At 66.2% G+C, this 15,845-nt stretch carries 16 protein-coding genes; 9 read left to right on the top strand and 7 right to left on the bottom strand.

Going from position 1 to position 15,845, the window contains the following annotated elements:
- Positions 1-140: 140 nt before the first annotated feature.
- Positions 141-959, top strand: a complete 819-nt coding sequence (locus J2X67_RS11000) for a transglutaminase family protein (RefSeq protein WP_309952964.1) — start codon at positions 141-143, stop codon at positions 957-959.
- 32 nt (positions 960-991) lie between these two features.
- Here the strand turns inward: J2X67_RS11000 and ligD are convergent, their stop codons facing one another.
- The 3 genes from ligD to J2X67_RS10985 form a co-directional block, all read right to left on the bottom strand.
- Positions 992-1,882, bottom strand: a complete 891-nt coding sequence (gene ligD / locus J2X67_RS10995) for a non-homologous end-joining DNA ligase (RefSeq protein ID WP_409050484.1) — start codon at positions 1,880-1,882, stop codon at positions 992-994.
- A gap of 20 nt (positions 1,883-1,902) precedes the next feature.
- Positions 1,903-2,958, bottom strand: a complete 1,056-nt coding sequence (locus J2X67_RS10990; RefSeq protein ID WP_309952963.1) for a Ku protein — start codon at positions 2,956-2,958, stop codon at positions 1,903-1,905.
- Positions 2,959-3,159: 201 nt separating this feature from the next.
- On the bottom strand, positions 3,160-4,155 hold the full coding sequence (locus J2X67_RS10985) for a succinylglutamate desuccinylase/aspartoacylase family protein (RefSeq protein ID WP_309952962.1): 996 nt from the start codon (positions 4,153-4,155) through the stop codon (positions 3,160-3,162).
- Between the two features lie 159 nt (positions 4,156-4,314).
- Here J2X67_RS10985 and J2X67_RS10980 point away from each other — a divergent pair, with 159 nt between their 5' ends.
- A complete protein-coding gene (locus J2X67_RS10980; RefSeq protein ID WP_309952960.1) occupies positions 4,315-4,590 on the top strand; it encodes a hypothetical protein in 276 nt (91 codons plus the stop codon).
- Positions 4,591-4,597: 7 nt separating this feature from the next.
- Here the strand turns inward: J2X67_RS10980 and rpe are convergent, their stop codons facing one another.
- Positions 4,598-5,296: a ribulose-phosphate 3-epimerase gene (gene rpe, locus J2X67_RS10975; protein ID WP_309952959.1), complete on the bottom strand. Its 699-nt coding sequence runs from the start codon at positions 5,294-5,296 to the stop codon at positions 4,598-4,600.
- Between the two features lie 71 nt (positions 5,297-5,367).
- On the opposite strand from rpe, the gene apaG reads away from it, so the two are divergent.
- The 3 genes from apaG (at position 5,368) to J2X67_RS10955 (ending at position 8,552) form a co-directional block, all read left to right on the top strand.
- A complete protein-coding gene (apaG, locus tag J2X67_RS10970; RefSeq protein ID WP_157611759.1) occupies positions 5,368-5,763 on the top strand; it encodes a Co2+/Mg2+ efflux protein ApaG in 396 nt (131 codons plus the stop codon).
- A 285-nt stretch (positions 5,764-6,048) separates the two neighbouring features.
- Positions 6,049-7,320, top strand: a complete 1,272-nt coding sequence (locus J2X67_RS10960; protein ID WP_309952957.1) for a cation:proton antiporter — start codon at positions 6,049-6,051, stop codon at positions 7,318-7,320.
- 50 nt (positions 7,321-7,370) lie between these two features.
- A complete protein-coding gene (locus tag J2X67_RS10955) occupies positions 7,371-8,552 on the top strand; it encodes a YbdK family carboxylate-amine ligase (protein WP_309953091.1) in 1,182 nt (393 codons plus the stop codon).
- Between the two features lie 30 nt (positions 8,553-8,582).
- Here the strand turns inward: J2X67_RS10955 and J2X67_RS10950 are convergent, their stop codons facing one another.
- Complete coding sequence (locus J2X67_RS10950) at positions 8,583-9,560, bottom strand: helix-turn-helix domain-containing protein (protein ID WP_309952956.1); 978 nt, start codon at positions 9,558-9,560, stop codon at positions 8,583-8,585.
- A gap of 104 nt (positions 9,561-9,664) precedes the next feature.
- On the opposite strand from J2X67_RS10950, the gene J2X67_RS10945 reads away from it, so the two are divergent.
- Both J2X67_RS10945 and thiL read left to right on the top strand, forming a co-directional pair.
- Positions 9,665-10,291: an isochorismatase family protein gene (locus tag J2X67_RS10945; RefSeq protein WP_309952954.1), complete on the top strand. Its 627-nt coding sequence runs from the start codon at positions 9,665-9,667 to the stop codon at positions 10,289-10,291.
- A gap of 45 nt (positions 10,292-10,336) precedes the next feature.
- The gene (gene thiL, locus J2X67_RS10940) at positions 10,337-11,296 is read left to right on the top strand and encodes a thiamine-phosphate kinase (protein ID WP_309952952.1); all 960 of its coding nucleotides are present in this window, start codon (positions 10,337-10,339) and stop codon (positions 11,294-11,296) included.
- On the opposite strand, the gene J2X67_RS10935 is transcribed toward thiL, so the two are convergent.
- Entirely contained in the window at positions 11,297-12,007 is a 711-nt protein-coding gene (locus J2X67_RS10935; RefSeq protein ID WP_309952950.1) for a DUF3053 domain-containing protein, read from the bottom strand.
- Between the two features lie 104 nt (positions 12,008-12,111).
- Complete coding sequence (locus J2X67_RS10930; RefSeq protein ID WP_309952949.1) at positions 12,112-13,008, bottom strand: LysR family transcriptional regulator; 897 nt, start codon at positions 13,006-13,008, stop codon at positions 12,112-12,114.
- 100 nt (positions 13,009-13,108) lie between these two features.
- On the opposite strand from J2X67_RS10930, the gene J2X67_RS10925 reads away from it, so the two are divergent.
- Positions 13,109-14,119 carry a tripartite tricarboxylate transporter substrate binding protein gene (locus tag J2X67_RS10925; protein WP_309952947.1) on the top strand — a complete coding sequence of 337 codons (1,011 nt, stop codon included), beginning with the start codon at positions 13,109-13,111 and terminating at the stop codon, positions 14,117-14,119.
- A 16-nt stretch (positions 14,120-14,135) separates the two neighbouring features.
- Positions 14,136-15,842, top strand: a complete 1,707-nt coding sequence (locus tag J2X67_RS10920) for an FAD-dependent oxidoreductase (protein WP_309952945.1) — start codon at positions 14,136-14,138, stop codon at positions 15,840-15,842.
- The last annotated feature ends 3 nt before the right edge of the window (positions 15,843-15,845 follow it).

Below are 15,845 nucleotides of genomic sequence, written 5' to 3'. Positions count from 1 at the left end.
AGAACCGGGCTGGCACCTACGCGGCTTTGCGCCTCTGCCCGCGTGCCGCGCACCGGGGCACCGATAGCATCAACAGAGCGGCACGAAGCCTGCTTGCGCACTTGCACAGAACACATACTTGGCCCACAGGGAAGAACGACATGCAGATAGAGATCGGTTTCGACATTGAACTGGCCGTTACGGCACCCACGGCGCTGATCTACATGCTGCAAGTGCATCCGTCGCGCGCGGCCGACCTGCAGGACGGCGAGCACATCACCATCAGCCCGCCGCTGCATACCGACTACTACATGGACGCCTTCGACAACCACTGCGCGCGGGTGCGGATTCCCGCGGGGGTTGAAAGCGTGCGGCTGCGCAACCATGCCGTGGTGTTCGACCCGGGCTGGACCGACCCGGTGGACTACAGCGCCGTGGAGCACGCGGCCGCCGACTTGCCGGTGTCGACGCTGCCCTTTTTGCTGCCGAGCCGCTATTGCGAAGTGGACAGCGAGCTGCTGCAGTTTGCGTGGAACAACTTCTCGCGCGTGACGCCGGGCTGGCACCGCGTGCAGGCCATCTGCGACTTCGTGCATGAGCACCTGCGCTTCGACTACCAGACCGCGCGTGCCACGCGCACGGCGCTCGAAGGCTTTCGCGAGCGCACGGGCGTTTGCAGGGACTTTGCGCATTTGGCCATCACCCTGTGCCGCTGCATGAACATTCCGGCGCGCTACGCCACCGGCTACCTGGGCGACATCGGCATTCCGCCCGTGCCGTACCCCATGGACTTCAGCGCCTGGTTCGAGGTGTACCTGGGCGACCGCTGGTACACCTTCGATGCGCGCCACAACGTGCCGCGCATCGGCCGCATCGTGATTGCGCGCGGGCGCGATGCAGCCGACGTGCCGATCACCATGGTGTTCGGCGCCAACTCATTGCGGCGCTTCGAGGTGACGACCGCCGAAGTGCTGCAGTAGCAGGACAGCCGGCAAGGAGCGCCGGCCCGGCTTCACTGCGGCATGTAGCCCAGCGTTTGCATGGCGGCGCGAAGGCCCGTGCGGCTGCTCTCCATCGCATCCCACGGCGTGTTGCCCACGGCCAGGCGCCCGGCGATATTGGCGACCGTCCAGTGCGCGGCACTTCCAAGATCGGGCAGTTCTTCCCACGCGAGCGGCACCGACACGCCCATGCCCGGCCTCGCCCGCGCCGACCACGCACTGGCCGTGGTCGCGCCGAAGCCGTTGCGCAGATAGTCGGCAAAGATCTTGCCCACGCGGTTGCGCGGCCCGCTCTTTGCCACGAAGCGGTCCGGAACAATGCGCGCAAGGTGCTCGACGATGGCCCGCGAAAAGCCCCGCACCTCGTCCCAGCCAAGCTCGCGCCTGAGCGGCACCACCACATGCAGCCCCTTGCCTCCGCTGGTCTTCAGGAACGAGGGCAGGCCGAGCTCGTCGAGCAGCACGTGCACCAGCAGCGCCGCCTCCTGGATCTGCTGCCAGTCGACTCCCTCGCCCGGGTCGAGGTCGAAGGTCATACGGTCGGGCTTGCCGATGGCACGCGAGGTGGCGTTCCAGGTGTGCAGCTCGATGGTGTTGTATTGCGCCGCACCGACCAGCGCCTGGGCGGTGTCGATCTGCAGCAACGGGTCGTGCCCCGGGTCCAGCGCAGGGTCGAGCAGCTTGATGCCCGCAATGTCGCTGTGCTGTGCGTGCTTCTGGAAGAACAGCTCCCCGTCCACGCCCTCGGGCGCACGCACCAGCGCCACCGGGCGCCCCTTGAGGTGCGGCAGCATCAGCGGCGCCACGGTGGCGTAGTAGGTTGCAAGGTCGCCCTTGGTGACGCCGCTGGCGGCGTCGATCACGCGTTCCGCATGGGTGATGGGCGGTGCCTTCATCTCCATTCGGTCGCTCTTTCGGCCGTTCATGCGGCGCGGCGCCGGGCCGGGGCCGACTTGGCTGCGGTGCGCTTGCCCGCGGCACTGCCGCTGGTGCTCTTTGCGGTGGTCTTGGCGTGTGCCTTGGTTTTCGGCTTGGGCTTGGCGTTGGCGGTGGTGCTCCTGCCGCTCTTGGCCGATGCCTTGGCGGGCTCTTCTTCGTCGTCTTCGTCTTCGTCCGCCTCGGCGGTCTTGGTGGAGGCCTTGGCACCGCCGCCCTTGCGCAGGCTGCGCTGAAGCAGCTCGGTCAGGTCGATGATCTTTGCGCCGCGGCCTTCCACCGCCTGCCCTTCTTCGGGCTCGGGCTGCGTTACCGTCTCGGTCTGGCCCGCGGCCACCTTGCGGTCGACCAGCCGCAGGATCTCGTCCTTGAACTCATCCTTGTATTCGTCAGGGTCCCAGTCGGCGCTCATGTCCTCGACCAATTGCTCGGCCATCTTGATCTCGCGCTCGTTCAGGCCAGCCTTCTTCGCGTCTTCGGACGGCAACGGAAGCTCGTTCCAGGGCCGGATGTCGGTGCCCCAGCGCAGCAGGTTCAGCACCAGCCCGGGGCCCACGGGCACCAATGCGGCCAGGTGCTGCTTGGTCTGGATGACCACGCGCGCCACGCCGATGCGGCCGCTGCGCTGCAGGGTTTCGCGCAGCAGCGCATACACCTTGGCGCCGCGGTTGATGGGCGCCACGTAATACGGGCGCTCGAGGTACAGAAACGGAATGCCGTTGGCGGGCACGAAGGTCTCGATCTCGATGGTTTGCGTGGTCTTGGGGTACGCGTCGGCAATTTCCTTGTCGCTCAGCACCACGTATTCGCCGTCTTCATATTCGACGCCCTTCACGATGTTCTCGCGCGCAATCTCCTTGCCGGTCTTCTTGTTGATGCGCTTGTAGCCCACCGGGTCCATCGTGCGCTTGTCGAGCCAGTCGAAGTCGATGCTCTGGCTGGTGGTAGCCGAGTACAGCGCCACCGGGATGTGGACGAGGCCGAAGCTGATTGCGCCCTTCCACAGGACGCGCGGCGCGGGTGCTTTTTTCGAGACTGCCATGGACACACTCCTTCAGGCTCGGGACTTTGCGCCATGGACGGCCCGCCGGTGTAGGAGTGCTGCGGCGCCTGCCGTAGGGATCGCGTGCATTTCTCCCTCCTCTTCCGGGGGAGGGCCGGGGTGGGGGCAAGCGGCGTGTCTATCGGGCGCTCTGCCCGCCCCCATCCCAACCTTCCCCCAAAGGGGGAAGGAGCGGATGCTTCAGGCTACTGAGCCGAGCACGCGCTCGCTCGGCCGCGCAAAGTAGAACCACTCGGCGCCCGGCAGCGCCAGCGCGTTGGGAAAGACGATGAATCCATCGTCCGGCGCGCTCACCAGCGTGCCGTCGTGGCGCATGCCGATGGGCTCACCGCGCTGCACCGCATCGAAGGTGGCCCAGTCGCGCACAAAGCTGTCTTCTTCATGCAGCCGGTCGGTCACGCTTGCCAGCCGCAGCAACTGGGGATGGCTGGGCGCAGCGGCGGGCATGCCCTGCGGCAGCGCCGCCATGCCCAGCAGCGCCAGCGCGCGGCGAATGGCGCGCCAGGCCACTTCGGGCGCGTTGGGGTCCTGGTGCTGGCCGCATTCGAGCGTGACGCCGTAGCCGCCGCAGTTGCGGATGTATTCATTGGTGCCGCGGCCAAAGTCGATGGCATCTTCGCCGACTGCAACTCCGGCGGAACGCTGCGCGAGCCCGGCGGCATAGATGTCGAGCCAGCCTTCCACCACGACGGGGGTGCCCAGGTGCAGCGCGAGCAGCCCCTCTTCGTCGGCGCGGCCAAAGGGCTCCAGCTGGCCGGCGTTGTCGCGTGGGCCGATCATCGCGAAAGCCTCGCCCTGGCTCTGGAAAGAATGCAGGTCGAGCAGCACATCGTGCCGCTCGATGAGGGGGCACAGCACGTTGGTCACCCGGCCCTCGTAGTCTGCGGGCGCCTCGGTGGGCTTGAAAAGGCGGTTGAGGTTGCGCTCGCCCTCGCGCTGCAGGCGCCGCCGCGCAAGCGGATTGGCGACGGGCAGCAGGGTGAGTTGGCCCTTCAGCAACTGGAGAGCGCCGCTGTCGAGTTCGGCCAGCACGCGCTCTATGCCCACGGTGCCGCAGGTTTCGTCGCCATGCACCCCGCCCATCACCAGCAGCCGGGGGCCGGGGTTCAGCGAAGCGAAGGTGTGGAAGCGCAGGCTGTCGGTTGCGGCGCCGGCAAAAGGATCATCGGAAGACATCCGGCCGATTATTGCGGAGGGGTTGCCCTGTTCGCAAAGACGCTACTGGTTTCATAGCGGCGCGGCACGCCTACAGGGCCCGCCACGGCTGTCCTACCGGCGTCACCGGCCGGGCGATGCAAGCTCGGCTCATCAGATGGATACCGAGAGGAACACGCCATGAGCAGCAGCAACAAGCCCCGTTCGAAAGACCCCGGCACGCCGGAAGATCCGGTGCGGGACGCCGGCGGCGGCGACACCAAGGTCGAACAGGGAGGAGATTCGGCGCCGCGCCTGCCGCATGAGCGCGACCAGTCTTCCGACAGCCAGGAAGCGCAGGACGGGCAGCCGAGCGAAGTGGGCCGCAAGGGCCATGACGATATCGAGCGCGGCGCAGTCGATACCGATCGCGGCCCGGTAACGGACCGCGTCTACAACGACAAGGTCAAGCGCTGAGCCAGGTTTACTTCTGCTTGCCCACGTCCGCGAGCTGGTCGCGCATGGACGAGATCACCGCGCCGTAGTCCTTGGCGTTGAAGATGGCGCTGCCGGCCACGAAGGTGTCGGCGCCGGCGGAGGCCACGCGCGCAATGTTGTCGGCCTTGATGCCGCCGTCCACCTCCAGGCGGATGTCGCGGCCGCTTTGCTCGATGCGCTTGCGCGCCAGTTCGATCTTGCGCAGCGCCGAGTCGATGAAGCTCTGCCCACCAAAACCGGGGTTCACCGACATGATCAGGATGAGGTCGATGTCGTCGATGGCCCAGTCCAGCGCCTCCAGGCCCAGGCCGGGATTGAACACCAGGCCCGCCTTGCAGCCCGCGCCCTTGATGGCCTGAATGCTGCGGTTGACGTGGGGCGACGCGTCGGGGTGAAAGCTGATGTAGTCGGCGCCCGCTTCCGCAAAAGACGCGGCCAGCGCGTCGACGGGCTGGATCATCAGGTGCACGTCCACCGGAACGGGCTTGCCGTCCGCCGTCTTGGCATAGGGCTTCAGGGCCTTGCAGATCATGGGGCCGAAGGTCAGGTTCGGTACGTAATGGTTGTCCATCACGTCGAAATGGATCCAGTCGGCGCCAGCGGCGATGACCTTGGTCAGCTCGTCGCCAAGATGCGCAAAATCGGCGGAAAGAATGGAGGGGGCGATGCGAAACGGCGTGCTCATGCGCCGATTGTCGCAGCCGCCGCAAAACCCGGAAAGCAGTGCGAGAGAAGGCTCCAGTTACCATCGCGCGCATGTCACACAGCCCCTTCAGCGTCCAGGTCGAGCCCCGTTACCTGGCCGACCAGTCGTCCTCCAAGGACAACATCTACACCTTTTCGTACACGATCACCATTACCAACGTGGGCCAGGTTGGTGCGCAGCTGATCGCCCGCCACTGGCTCATCAACGATGCTTCCGGCCATGCGCAGGAAGTAAAGGGGCTTGGCGTGATCGGCCAGCAGCCGCTGCTGGCGCCGGGCGAATCGTTCCGCTACACCAGCGGCTGCCGCCTGCAGGCCCCGAGCGGCACCATGCACGGCAGCTTCTTTGTGGTGACCGAAGAGGGCGAGCGCTTCGACGTGCCGGTTCCGATGTTCGTGCTGGAGGCCGACATCGGCGGCGCACCTGTCTCGCGCGTGTTGCACTAGGCGCTCGGCACCGGGCTGAGCAGAAAACGCCTTTGTCCTGCACGGGCAGGACTCCGCCATGCGTTACAAACCCCGCATCGGCGTTTTTCCGGGCGCCGCTCCGTGCCCACTGCCGGGCCACCTTCATGCGCAATCACATCTCGGGCTTCGCTTGCAACATTCCGCTCGGACTCATGCCTGGCCTGTTGCCCGCATTAGCGGGTTTGTTCGGGCTAGCCTGGGCGTGCGCCACGTGACACTGTCGGCCGGCCAAATAGCGGCGCACACAAGCTTTTTTCTACCTGCATGAATTTGACGAGTCTCTTCAACGACCTGCTCGGCTTCTGGTCCGAGTGGCTGCGCCCTTCGGCGGGCCTGCCCACCGTGCTGTGGTCTCTCTTGCTGGCCGCCTCGGCGGCCTCCGGCCACCTGGTGCAGCGCTACCTCGGCTTGCCCAAGGTGGTCGGCTATTCGATCGTGGGCGCGGTGGTCGGCTTTGCCGGCTTCGAGGGCGCCATATGGCCGCTGCGCGGCATCAGCCTGTTCCTGCTTGAGCTGGGTGCCGCCGTGGTGCTGTTCGAAGCGGGTGGCCGGCTGCCGCTGCGCTGGTTTCGGCACAACCCGATGGTGCTGGGGCAAAGCCTGCTGGAGGCCACGCTCACCTACTTCGGCGTGCTGTGGACGCTGCAGTTGCTGGGCCTGCCCGACCCGGTGGCCAACCCTATCGCGCTGATGGCCATCGTTGCCTCGCCGGCCGTGCTGAGCCGCGTGATCATGGACACGCGCGCCTCGGGCCCGGTAACCGAACGCGCCATGACGCTGGCCACGCTCAACACCTTCTATGCGCTGGCACTCGGCTATGCACAGGCCGGCCTGATCGAGCGCGCTCCGCAAACCCTGCTGCAAAAGCTCTATCCGGTGGCGGTGGTGCTCGGCCTTTCTTTCGTGATCGGCGCCATCCTGGCCCTGGCGCTTCGCACGGCGCTGCGGTTCATGAGCCCGACGAGCGAGAGCACGTCGATCCTGCTGCTCGCGCTGATAGCGGCCGGCGCCGCGCTCACGGCGCACGTCGGCGGCTCCGCGCCGCTGGCCGCGCTGATCGGCGGTGTGCTGCTCAAGACGCTCAACCCCAAGCCCTGGGCCTGGCAGCGGCAGTTGGGCACGGCCGCATCGCTGCTCACCATGCTGATGTTCGTGCTGGTGTCCATCGTGGCGGCGCAAGCCGACTGGACCTTGCCTGTTGCCAGCGTGGTGCTGGCGGTGATCGGCGTTCGGCTTTTCGCCAAGATTGCCGGGGTGGCCATTGCCAACCCGGGCAGCGGCGCCAGCTGGAAGCAGGCTTTCTGGGTGGGCTGCGCAATGTCGCCGCTGTCCGCTATTGCACTCCTGATCGCATCCAACTTCACCACCGCGTCGCCGCTGCTCGGCACCATGATCACGCAGGTGGCCCTGCCCTCTATTCTGTTGATGGAGGTGATGGGCGCCGTGCTTGCCACCGTGGCCATTCACGCGGTAGGCGAAAGCTCGGTGCCGTGGGCGCCGCAGGCATTCAGCACCACGGAGGACACGCAGCGATGACCGCGTCCACAGGCTTTCCAGATAGCTCCAACGCTCCTCTCGTTCCAACCATGGCGGACAGCGACGACTTCCGCTCGCCGGCGCTTCCCGCCGACCCGGCAAGCCGCGTGGTCAAGCTGGAGCCCTTCAACCGCTCCGAAGCGCTGTCGCTCGGCGTGGAACTGGAGCTGCAGCTCGTCAACACGCACGACTACGACCTGGCGCCCTATGCGGAGGACATGCTCCGGCTGATGTCGCAAACGCCCCTGCCCGGCAGCGTGGTGCCCGAGATGACCTCGAGCATGATCGAGATCTCGACCGACATCTGCCATTCTGCGCAAGACGTCATCACGCAGCTTTCGCCCATTCGCGAGGCGCTGATAAAAAATGCCGACAAGCTCAACATTGCGGTGGTGGGCGGCGGCACGCACGCGTTCCAGCAATGGCACGAACGGCGCATCTACGACAAGCCGCGCTTTCGCGAGCTGTCGGAGCTGTACGGCTACCTGAGCAAGCAGTTCACCATCTTCGGCCAGCACGTGCACATCGGGTGCCCCGATGCAGACGCGGCGCTGTTGATGCTGCACCGCATGTCGCGCTACATACCGCACTTCATTGCGCTCTCGGCCTCGTCGCCTTTTGTGCAGGGGCAAGACACGCAGTTCGACTCGGCACGGCTCAACTCGGTGTTCGCGTTTCCGCTCTCGGGGCGCGCGCCCTTTACCTTGAGCTGGAAAGAGTTCGAAGCCTACTTCGAGCGCATGACTCGCACCGGCGTCGTGCGCAGCATGAAAGACTTCTACTGGGACATCCGGCCCAAGCCGGAGTTCGGCACCATCGAGATCCGCGTGTTCGACACGCCTCTTACGGTGGAGCGCGCCGCGGCGCTTGCGGGCTATGTGCAGTCGCTTGCCGCATGGTTCCTGCAAGAGCAGCCCTTCGAGCCGACCGAGGACGACTACCTGGTCTACACCTACAACCGCTTCCAGGCCTGCCGCTTCGGGCTCGACGCGGTGTATGTCGACCCGGCCAGCGGCCAGCACATGCCGCTGCGCGACCACATCCTCATGACCATGACGCAGCTCGAATGGCACAGCGAGGCGCTCAACGCCACGCAGGCGCTCGGCGAGCTGCGCACCAGCGTGGAAGCCAACCGCAACGATGCGCGCTGGCTGCGCGAGAAGCAGGGCAAGGAGCGCCTGCTGGCCGAGGTGGTGCGGCAGGCGGCGCTGCGCTTTCGCGGAGCGGCCTGAGCCTGAACGCGCTGTTGCCGGCGGAGCCGTTCAGCCGGCCACTGCTTCTTGCGAAAACTGCCTGCGGTACGCCGTGGGCGAAATCTTGAAAGCCGCGACAAAGTGCTTTCGCAGCGACACCGCTGAGCCGAAACCTGCGTCCGTCGCCACGCGCTCGACCGGCTTGCCGGTGGTCTCCAGCAGCCGCTGCGCGAGCGCCAGCCGCTGGTTTTGCAGCCATTGGCCGACCGTGGTGCCGGTGGCTTGGCGAAACCGCCGTGTAAAGGTGCGCCGGCTCATCAGCGCACGCCGGGCAAGGCCGTCCAGCTCGTGCGGGGCGTGCAAATGCCGGCCCAGCCATTCGAGCAGCGGCGCAAGGCGGTCGCTTTCTGCGGCGGCAGGCACCGGCCGCTCGATGTACTGCGCCTGCCCGCCCTCGCGGTGCGGCGCAACCACCATGCGCCTCGCGGCGCGGTTTGCCGCCTCGGCGCCGTAGCGCACCCGCAGCAGATGCAGGCAGCAGTCGATGCCCGCGGCGGTGCCTGCGGATGTGAGCACGTCGCCATCGTCGACATACAGCACCTCGGGCTGCAGCGTGACCTTCGGATATTGCCTGGCAAAAACTTCGGCAAGGTTCCAGTGCGTGGTGGCCGGCCGGACGTCGAGCAGGCCCGCTTCGGCCAGCACGAACGCACCCAGGCACAGCCCCACCACAATCGCGCCGCGCCGATGCGCCGCCTGCAGCGCGCGAATCAGGGCCGGCGGCGCGGGGCGCCGGTCGTCGCGCCAAGAAGGAACGATCACGATCTGCGCCTTTCGGATGGCCTCCAGACCGTGCGGCACCGTCAGCGTAAAGCCGGCATTGGTGCGCAAAGGCCCCTCTTCGATGCCGCACACCAAGAGACGAAAACGCGCCTCGCCCGTTTCGGTACGGTCTTCGCCGAAAACCATGCACGGCACCGACAGGTGAAAAGGGCTGATGCCGTCGAAGGCGACGACTGCAATGGTTTCCGCAGGTTTTCTTGCCATGGCCCGATTTTATCGATGAATGGCTTTCGGGCCACTTTCTCCGGAATGCCCGAGCAGGAAGAATCACCCCATCCCAACACACAACCAGCCAGGAGCAAAACACCATGAGCAACCCCGCACCGCGCCGCGCCCTCGTCGTGATCGACGTGCAGAACGAGTATTTCGAAGGCGGCGGCCTGCCGATCGAATATCCGCCCGTCGAACAATCGTTGCCCAACATTGCCAAGGCAATGGATGCCGCCCACGCCGCGGGCACGCCGGTGGTGGTGGTTCGGCACCACGCACCCAAGGGTGCGCCGGTGTTCCAGGCCGACACCCACAACGGCGAACTGCATCCTGAAGTTGCAAGGCGCCCGCGCGACCACCTGGTGACCAAGGCCTTCCCCAGCGTTTTCACCGGCACCGACTTTGCCGACTGGCTCGGCCGCCATGAGATAGACACGCTGAGCGTGGCCGGCTACATGACCCAGAACTGCGATGCGTCCACCGTGTTCGAGGCCATGCACCGCGGACTGAACGTGGAGTTTCTTTCGGATGCCACCGGCGCGCTGCCTTATGAGAATGCGGCCGGCAAGGTAAGCGCCGAAGAAATCCACCGCGTGTTCAGCGTGGTGTTCCACAGCAACTTTGCGGCCGTGACGAGCACTGAAGGATGGATTGCCGCCCTGCAGGCCGGAACGCCTATCGAGAAGGACAACGTCGTGATGTCGAACCGCCGCGCGCGGGGCTGAGCGCCGCCCGGCGCCGGGTGGCGCCGCAGCGCTTATGCTCGCCCCATGGGTGAATTCGACCTGATCGCACGCTACTTCAACCGCCCCGCCAAGCGCTCTCCGCTCGGTGTGGGCGACGACTGCGCATTGCTCGCGCCCGCGCCGGGCATGCAGCTGGCCGTGTCCTCCGACATGCTTGTCGAAGGACGGCACTTTCTTTCGACGGTCGATGCCGCGCGGCTCGGGCACAAGGCGCTGGCGGTCAACCTCAGCGACCTTGCGGCATGCGGCGCCAAGCCGTTGGCCTTTACGCTCGCGCTCTCGCTCCCCGGCGTCGACGAGCACTGGCTCGAAGGCTTTTCGCGCGGCCTCTTTGCGCTGGCCGATGCGCATGGCTGCGAGCTTGTGGGCGGCGACACCACGCGCGGCCCGCTCAACATCTGCATCACGGTCTTCGGCGAAGTGCCGGCCGGCGCTGCGCTGCTGCGCTCGGGCGCGCGCGCGGGAGACGACATCTGGGTGAGCGGCACGCTCGGCGATGCGCGGCTGGCGCTCGAAGTGTTTCGCGGTTCGCTCGCTTTGCCTGCCGACGTCTTTGCGCAGGCGCGCATGCGCATGGAGCAGCCCACGCCGCGCGTGGCGCTGGGCCAGGCGCTACGCGGCACCGCGTCCGCGGCGGTGGATGTGAGCGACGGGCTGGTTGGCGACCTGGGCCACATCCTCGCGTCCAGCCGGGTGGGCGCAACGCTCGACGCCGATGCGGCCACGAGCACGGTGGCCGCCGCATCCACACCGGGCTTGAGCATCGAGACACTGCGCACCTGCGCGCTCTCGGGCGGGGACGACTACGAACTGGTTTTTACCGCCGCGCCTTCTGCGCGCGCCGCGGTCGAGCAAGCGGGCAAGGAGAGTTTCACGCGCGTGACCCGCATCGGCCGCATCGACGCCGAAGCCGGCCTGCGCATCGTGGACGCGAGCGGCTCACCCGTTGCACAGCGCTTCGGCTCGTTCGACCACTTCGTCTGATCAGCCCCCGCGCACCATTGCCTGCATTTTGGTTTGCGCGGCATTGATGGCCTTGGAATGGCCGTTCAGGTCTTGCAGCATCTTGTTGAGTTGCGCCTGCACGGCCGGGTCGGTCACGGCCACGGTCGAGCCCGTGACCTGGATCTTCGACTTGTTCTGCTCGAGGTAGTCGCCCACGGCAACCGCACCGTCGAACACCGCGTCGAGTGCGGGAAACACTTCCTTGAAGGTAGCGGCCGGCGTCGACACGGTCTTGTCGTACGCCTTGTCGTAGACCTGCTTCAGGTCGTCGGGCTGCTTGAGCTTTGCGCGCGCTGCGTCGGCCTTGGCAAGCTCCTGGTCGAGCGCGGTGCGCAAGCCGCCCAGGCCTTCTTTCGCGGCCTTGAGGTCGTCGCGACGCGCGGCCAGGTCGGCAACGGAGCGCAGCGAGCCCTTGGCCATGACCTGGGTCATCGGCTGGCTGACGGACTTGTTCATGCCTTCATTGAAGTCGGCAATCACCGCGTAGTGCTGCGCGTAGTCGCCAAAGGAGGCTTTCTCGTCGGCAGTGAGCGTGGGCACTCGCAGGCCCGGCTTGTCGAGCACGCGTGTCTGCAGGAAGGTTATGAATGCGGTGCGTTGCTCGGCCTCCTTGTTGCCGCAGGCCGCCAGCAAGAGGCTGAATGCGAGGCAGAGCCACAACGCGTTGAAACGGATCAGGTTTTTTTTCATGATGATTGACGGGCTTTCGCGCTTGAATGAGGCGCCAAGCATACGGCCGACTCATTGCACCGACATACGCGAACCGCGCCCGCACAAGCACGAAGAAGAAAGGCCTACAGCGATTGCTTCAGCACGTCGATAAAACTGCACGCCGCCGCGGAAAGCGAATGCCCGCGCTTGGTGACCACCGAGATGTCGCGCACCACGCGCGGCGCACTGAGCACCTTGATCACCAGCGACGGATCGCCCGCGGCGCGCGCAAAGGCCGAGGGCATGATCGACGCGCCCATGCCGCTGGCGGTCATCCACAGCGCGGTTGAAAGAAACGACACCTCGTTCACCACGTCGAGCACCACGCCAGCCGCCGCAGCGGTGCCGTCGATGAGCGGCCGCACGCCATAGCCCGGCCGCACGGTAATGACCGGGTGCCGGCCGAGATCGCTCCAGCGCACCACGCGCGCCTTGGCAAGCGGATGGTCGTTGCGACACACCAGCGCGAGGTGGTCGCGCATGAGCCGCTGCGTCTCGACCTCGGGCCCGGGCCTCTCGGGCGTGCCAATGCCGAAATCCACATGCTCGCCGAGGATGCGCGAAATGAACTGGTCGGGCGCGCAATCGTTCACCAGCACGCGCACCTTGGGGTGCTGCTCAGAAAAGACGCGAATCGCATCGGGCAGCAGCAGCGCCGCGAGCGTGGGTGTGATGGCCAGCGTGACGCGCCCGCGCTCCAGGGTGCTGAGCTCGCGGAAATCGGCCGAGAGCGAATCGACATCGCGCAGCACGCGCTCCACGGTCGAAAGCATTTCTTCCGCAGCGGCAGTGGGCTTGAGCGAACGCGTGGTGCGGTCGAACAGGCGCGTGCCCAATCCGTCTTCCAGCTGCCGGACCAGCATGCTCACCGCCGACTGCGTCACGAAGAGCTTTTGCGCCGCCGCGCTGAGCTGGCGCAATTGGTACACGGCAAGAAAAGCACGCAACTGGCGTAGCGTAGGACTGAAGTTCGCGTTCATTAGAAAAGATGATATTTGATACGGAATTCCTTGATTTACGGATAAATGCTGGCATCGTCCAATCGGCATCAAACAAGACCAATATTCAAGGAGTGAATCGATGACAAGAACAATGGCCCACCGGACGCATGCGCCCCGCCGGCAGCTACTGCTGCTGGGCACGGCCTGCGCAATGCTCGCCGGCACCGCACTGGCACAGCCCGCTGCAGCCGAATTTCCCGACAAGCCCATTCGCATGGTGGTGACCTTTCCGCCAGGCGGCAGCGCCGACGGCGTGGTGCGCATGCTGGTGCCGCGCATGAACGAGAAGCTCGGACAGCAAGTGGTGGTGGACAACCGCCCGGGCGCCGGTGGCAACGTGGGCCTTTCGCTGGTGGCCAAGGCGCCCGCCGACGGCTACACGCTGGGTGTGGGCGCGGCCGGTGCGCTGTCGGCCAACACGAGCCTGTACCCGCAAATGCCTTTCGATCCGCTGAAAGACTTCAAGCCGGTGGGCATGCTCGCCGCCATTCCGTTCGTGATCGTCGGGCATCCTTCGGTGGCGGCCAAGACGCAGCGCGAATTGATTGCACTTGCAAAAGAAAAGCCGGGCTCACTCTCCATTGGCCATGGTGGCAACGGCACGGCCATGCATCTTTCTGCCGCGCTCTTCTCGCAGATGGCGGGCATCAAGCTGGTGGAGGTGCCGTATCGCGGCTCGGGGCCTGCGGCACTCGACGCACTGGCGGGCCAGATACCGCTCGCGGTGGTCGACCTGCCTTCGTCCCTGCAGCAGATCAAGGCGGGCAAGCTGGTTGCCTTTGCCGTGACAAGCCCGGCGCGGCTCCCCATGCTGCCCGATGTGCCGACAGTGGCCGAGGCAGGGCTGCCAGGTTACGACTCGACCGGCTGGTTCGGCGTGGTGGCACCCGCCGGCACACCGGCGCCGGTGGTGGCAAGGCTCAACGCCGAGATCAACGCCGCGCTGGCGGACGAACAGAACAAGGCCTCGATGCGCAACCTTGGCGTGGAGCCCTCGCCGGGCACGCCGGAGGCCTTTGCCGCATACATCCGCACCGAAACGAAGAAGTGGGCCAAGGTCATCCAGGACGCCCACATCAAGCTTGACTGAAAGGGTTGGACAAACCATGACGGACAAGACATTCGATGCCGACGTGCTGGTGGTCGGTGCGGGGCCGGTGGGCCTCACCCTGGCAATGGACCTGGCTTCGCACGGGCTCTCGGTCATCATTTGCGAAACACGCCGCTTCGCCGAGCCGCCTAGCGTGAAGTGCAACCACGTGTCCTCGCGCACCATGGAGCAGTTTCGGCGCCTGGGCGTAGCGCAAAAGGTGCGCGACGCGGGGCTGCTGGCCGACTATCCCAACGACGTGGTGTTTCGCACCAGCGTGACGGGCACGGAGCTCGCACGCATTCCCATTCCGTGCCGGCGCGACCGCTACACCGAAACCGAAGGACCTGATGCGCGCTGGCCCACGCCCGAGCCGCCGCACCGCATCAACCAGATTTACCTGGAGCCGATCTTGCTGAGGCACGTGGCGGCGCTGCCTGGGGTGAAGTTGCTGAACCGGACGCAGTTCACCGCATTCACCCAAGACAGCAAGGGCGTGAGCGCCACCGCAGTCGACATGGACAGCAGCGCAACGCACACCGTTCGCTGCCGCTACATGGTGGGCTGCGACGGGGGCGGCTCCGCGGTGCGCAAGCAGATTGGCGCAAAGCTGGAGGGCACGGCCGTGATCCAGCGCGTGCAGTCGACCTTCATTCGCGCGCCGCAACTGCGCGAGCTGATCCAGGGCAAGCCGGCGTGGTCTTGCTACGCGATGAACCCGCGCCGCTGCGGCACCATGTTTGCCATCGACGGGCAGGAAACATGGCTGGTGCACAACCACCTGAATGCCGACGAGCCCGAGTTCGATTCGGTCGACCGCGACAAATCGCTGCGTGAAATTTTGGGCGTGGGGCCCGATTTTTCCTACGAGGTCATCAGCAAGGAAGACTGGGTGGGGCGTCGCCTCGTGGCCAACCGCTTCCGCGAAGGCCGCGTGTTCCTTGCGGGCGACGCGGCTCATTTGTGGGTGCCTTACGCGGGGTATGGAATGAACGCGGGCATTGCCGATGCGCTCAACCTCTCGTGGCTGCTGGCCGCCTGCGTGCGCGGCTGGGGTGACGACGGCATGCTCGACGCGTACGAAGCCGAGCGCCTGCCGATCACCGAACAGGTGTCGAACTTTGCGATGGAACATGCGCAGAAGATGATCCGCGCGCGGCGCGCCGTGCCCCAGGACATCGAGGCGCCCGGGCCCGCGGGCGATGCGCTGCGCGCAGAAGTCGGCCGCGAGGCTTACGAACTCAACGTGCAGCAGTTCTGCTGCGCCGGCTTGAACTTCGGCTACTTCTACACCGGCTCTCCGATCATCGTGGCCGATGGCGAACACGCCGCGCCGGCCTATTCGATGGGCGGCTTCACGCCTTCCACCGTGCCCGGGTGCCGAGCGCCGCATTTCTGGCTGGGCGATGGCAGGTCGCTGTACGACGCGTTCGGCCCGGGCTATACGCTGCTGCGCTTCGATCGCAGCGCGGATGTCTCGGCACTCGAACGCGCGGCACGCGCCTACGACATGCCGCTTACCGTGGTCGACATCGACGCCGCCGAAGTGCCGCCCGCGTACACGCACCGCCTGGTGCTGTGCCGCGCCGACCAGCACGTGGCGTGGCGCGGCGCGCATGTGCCGTTCGACGCCTACGAGCTGGTGGCGCAGCTGCGCGGCGAAAAACGGCATCTACAGGGCCGAAGGCGGCTGCTGCGGTGGGAAGGCGCGATCTCGGCCTGAGCC

The organism is Variovorax sp. 3319, from assembly GCF_031456585.1.
GTDB lineage: Bacteria > Pseudomonadota > Gammaproteobacteria > Burkholderiales > Burkholderiaceae_C > Variovorax > Variovorax paradoxus_P.
The sequence above is the reverse complement of the archived record's forward strand: the minus strand, read 5'-3'. Positions and strand labels throughout refer to the sequence as shown.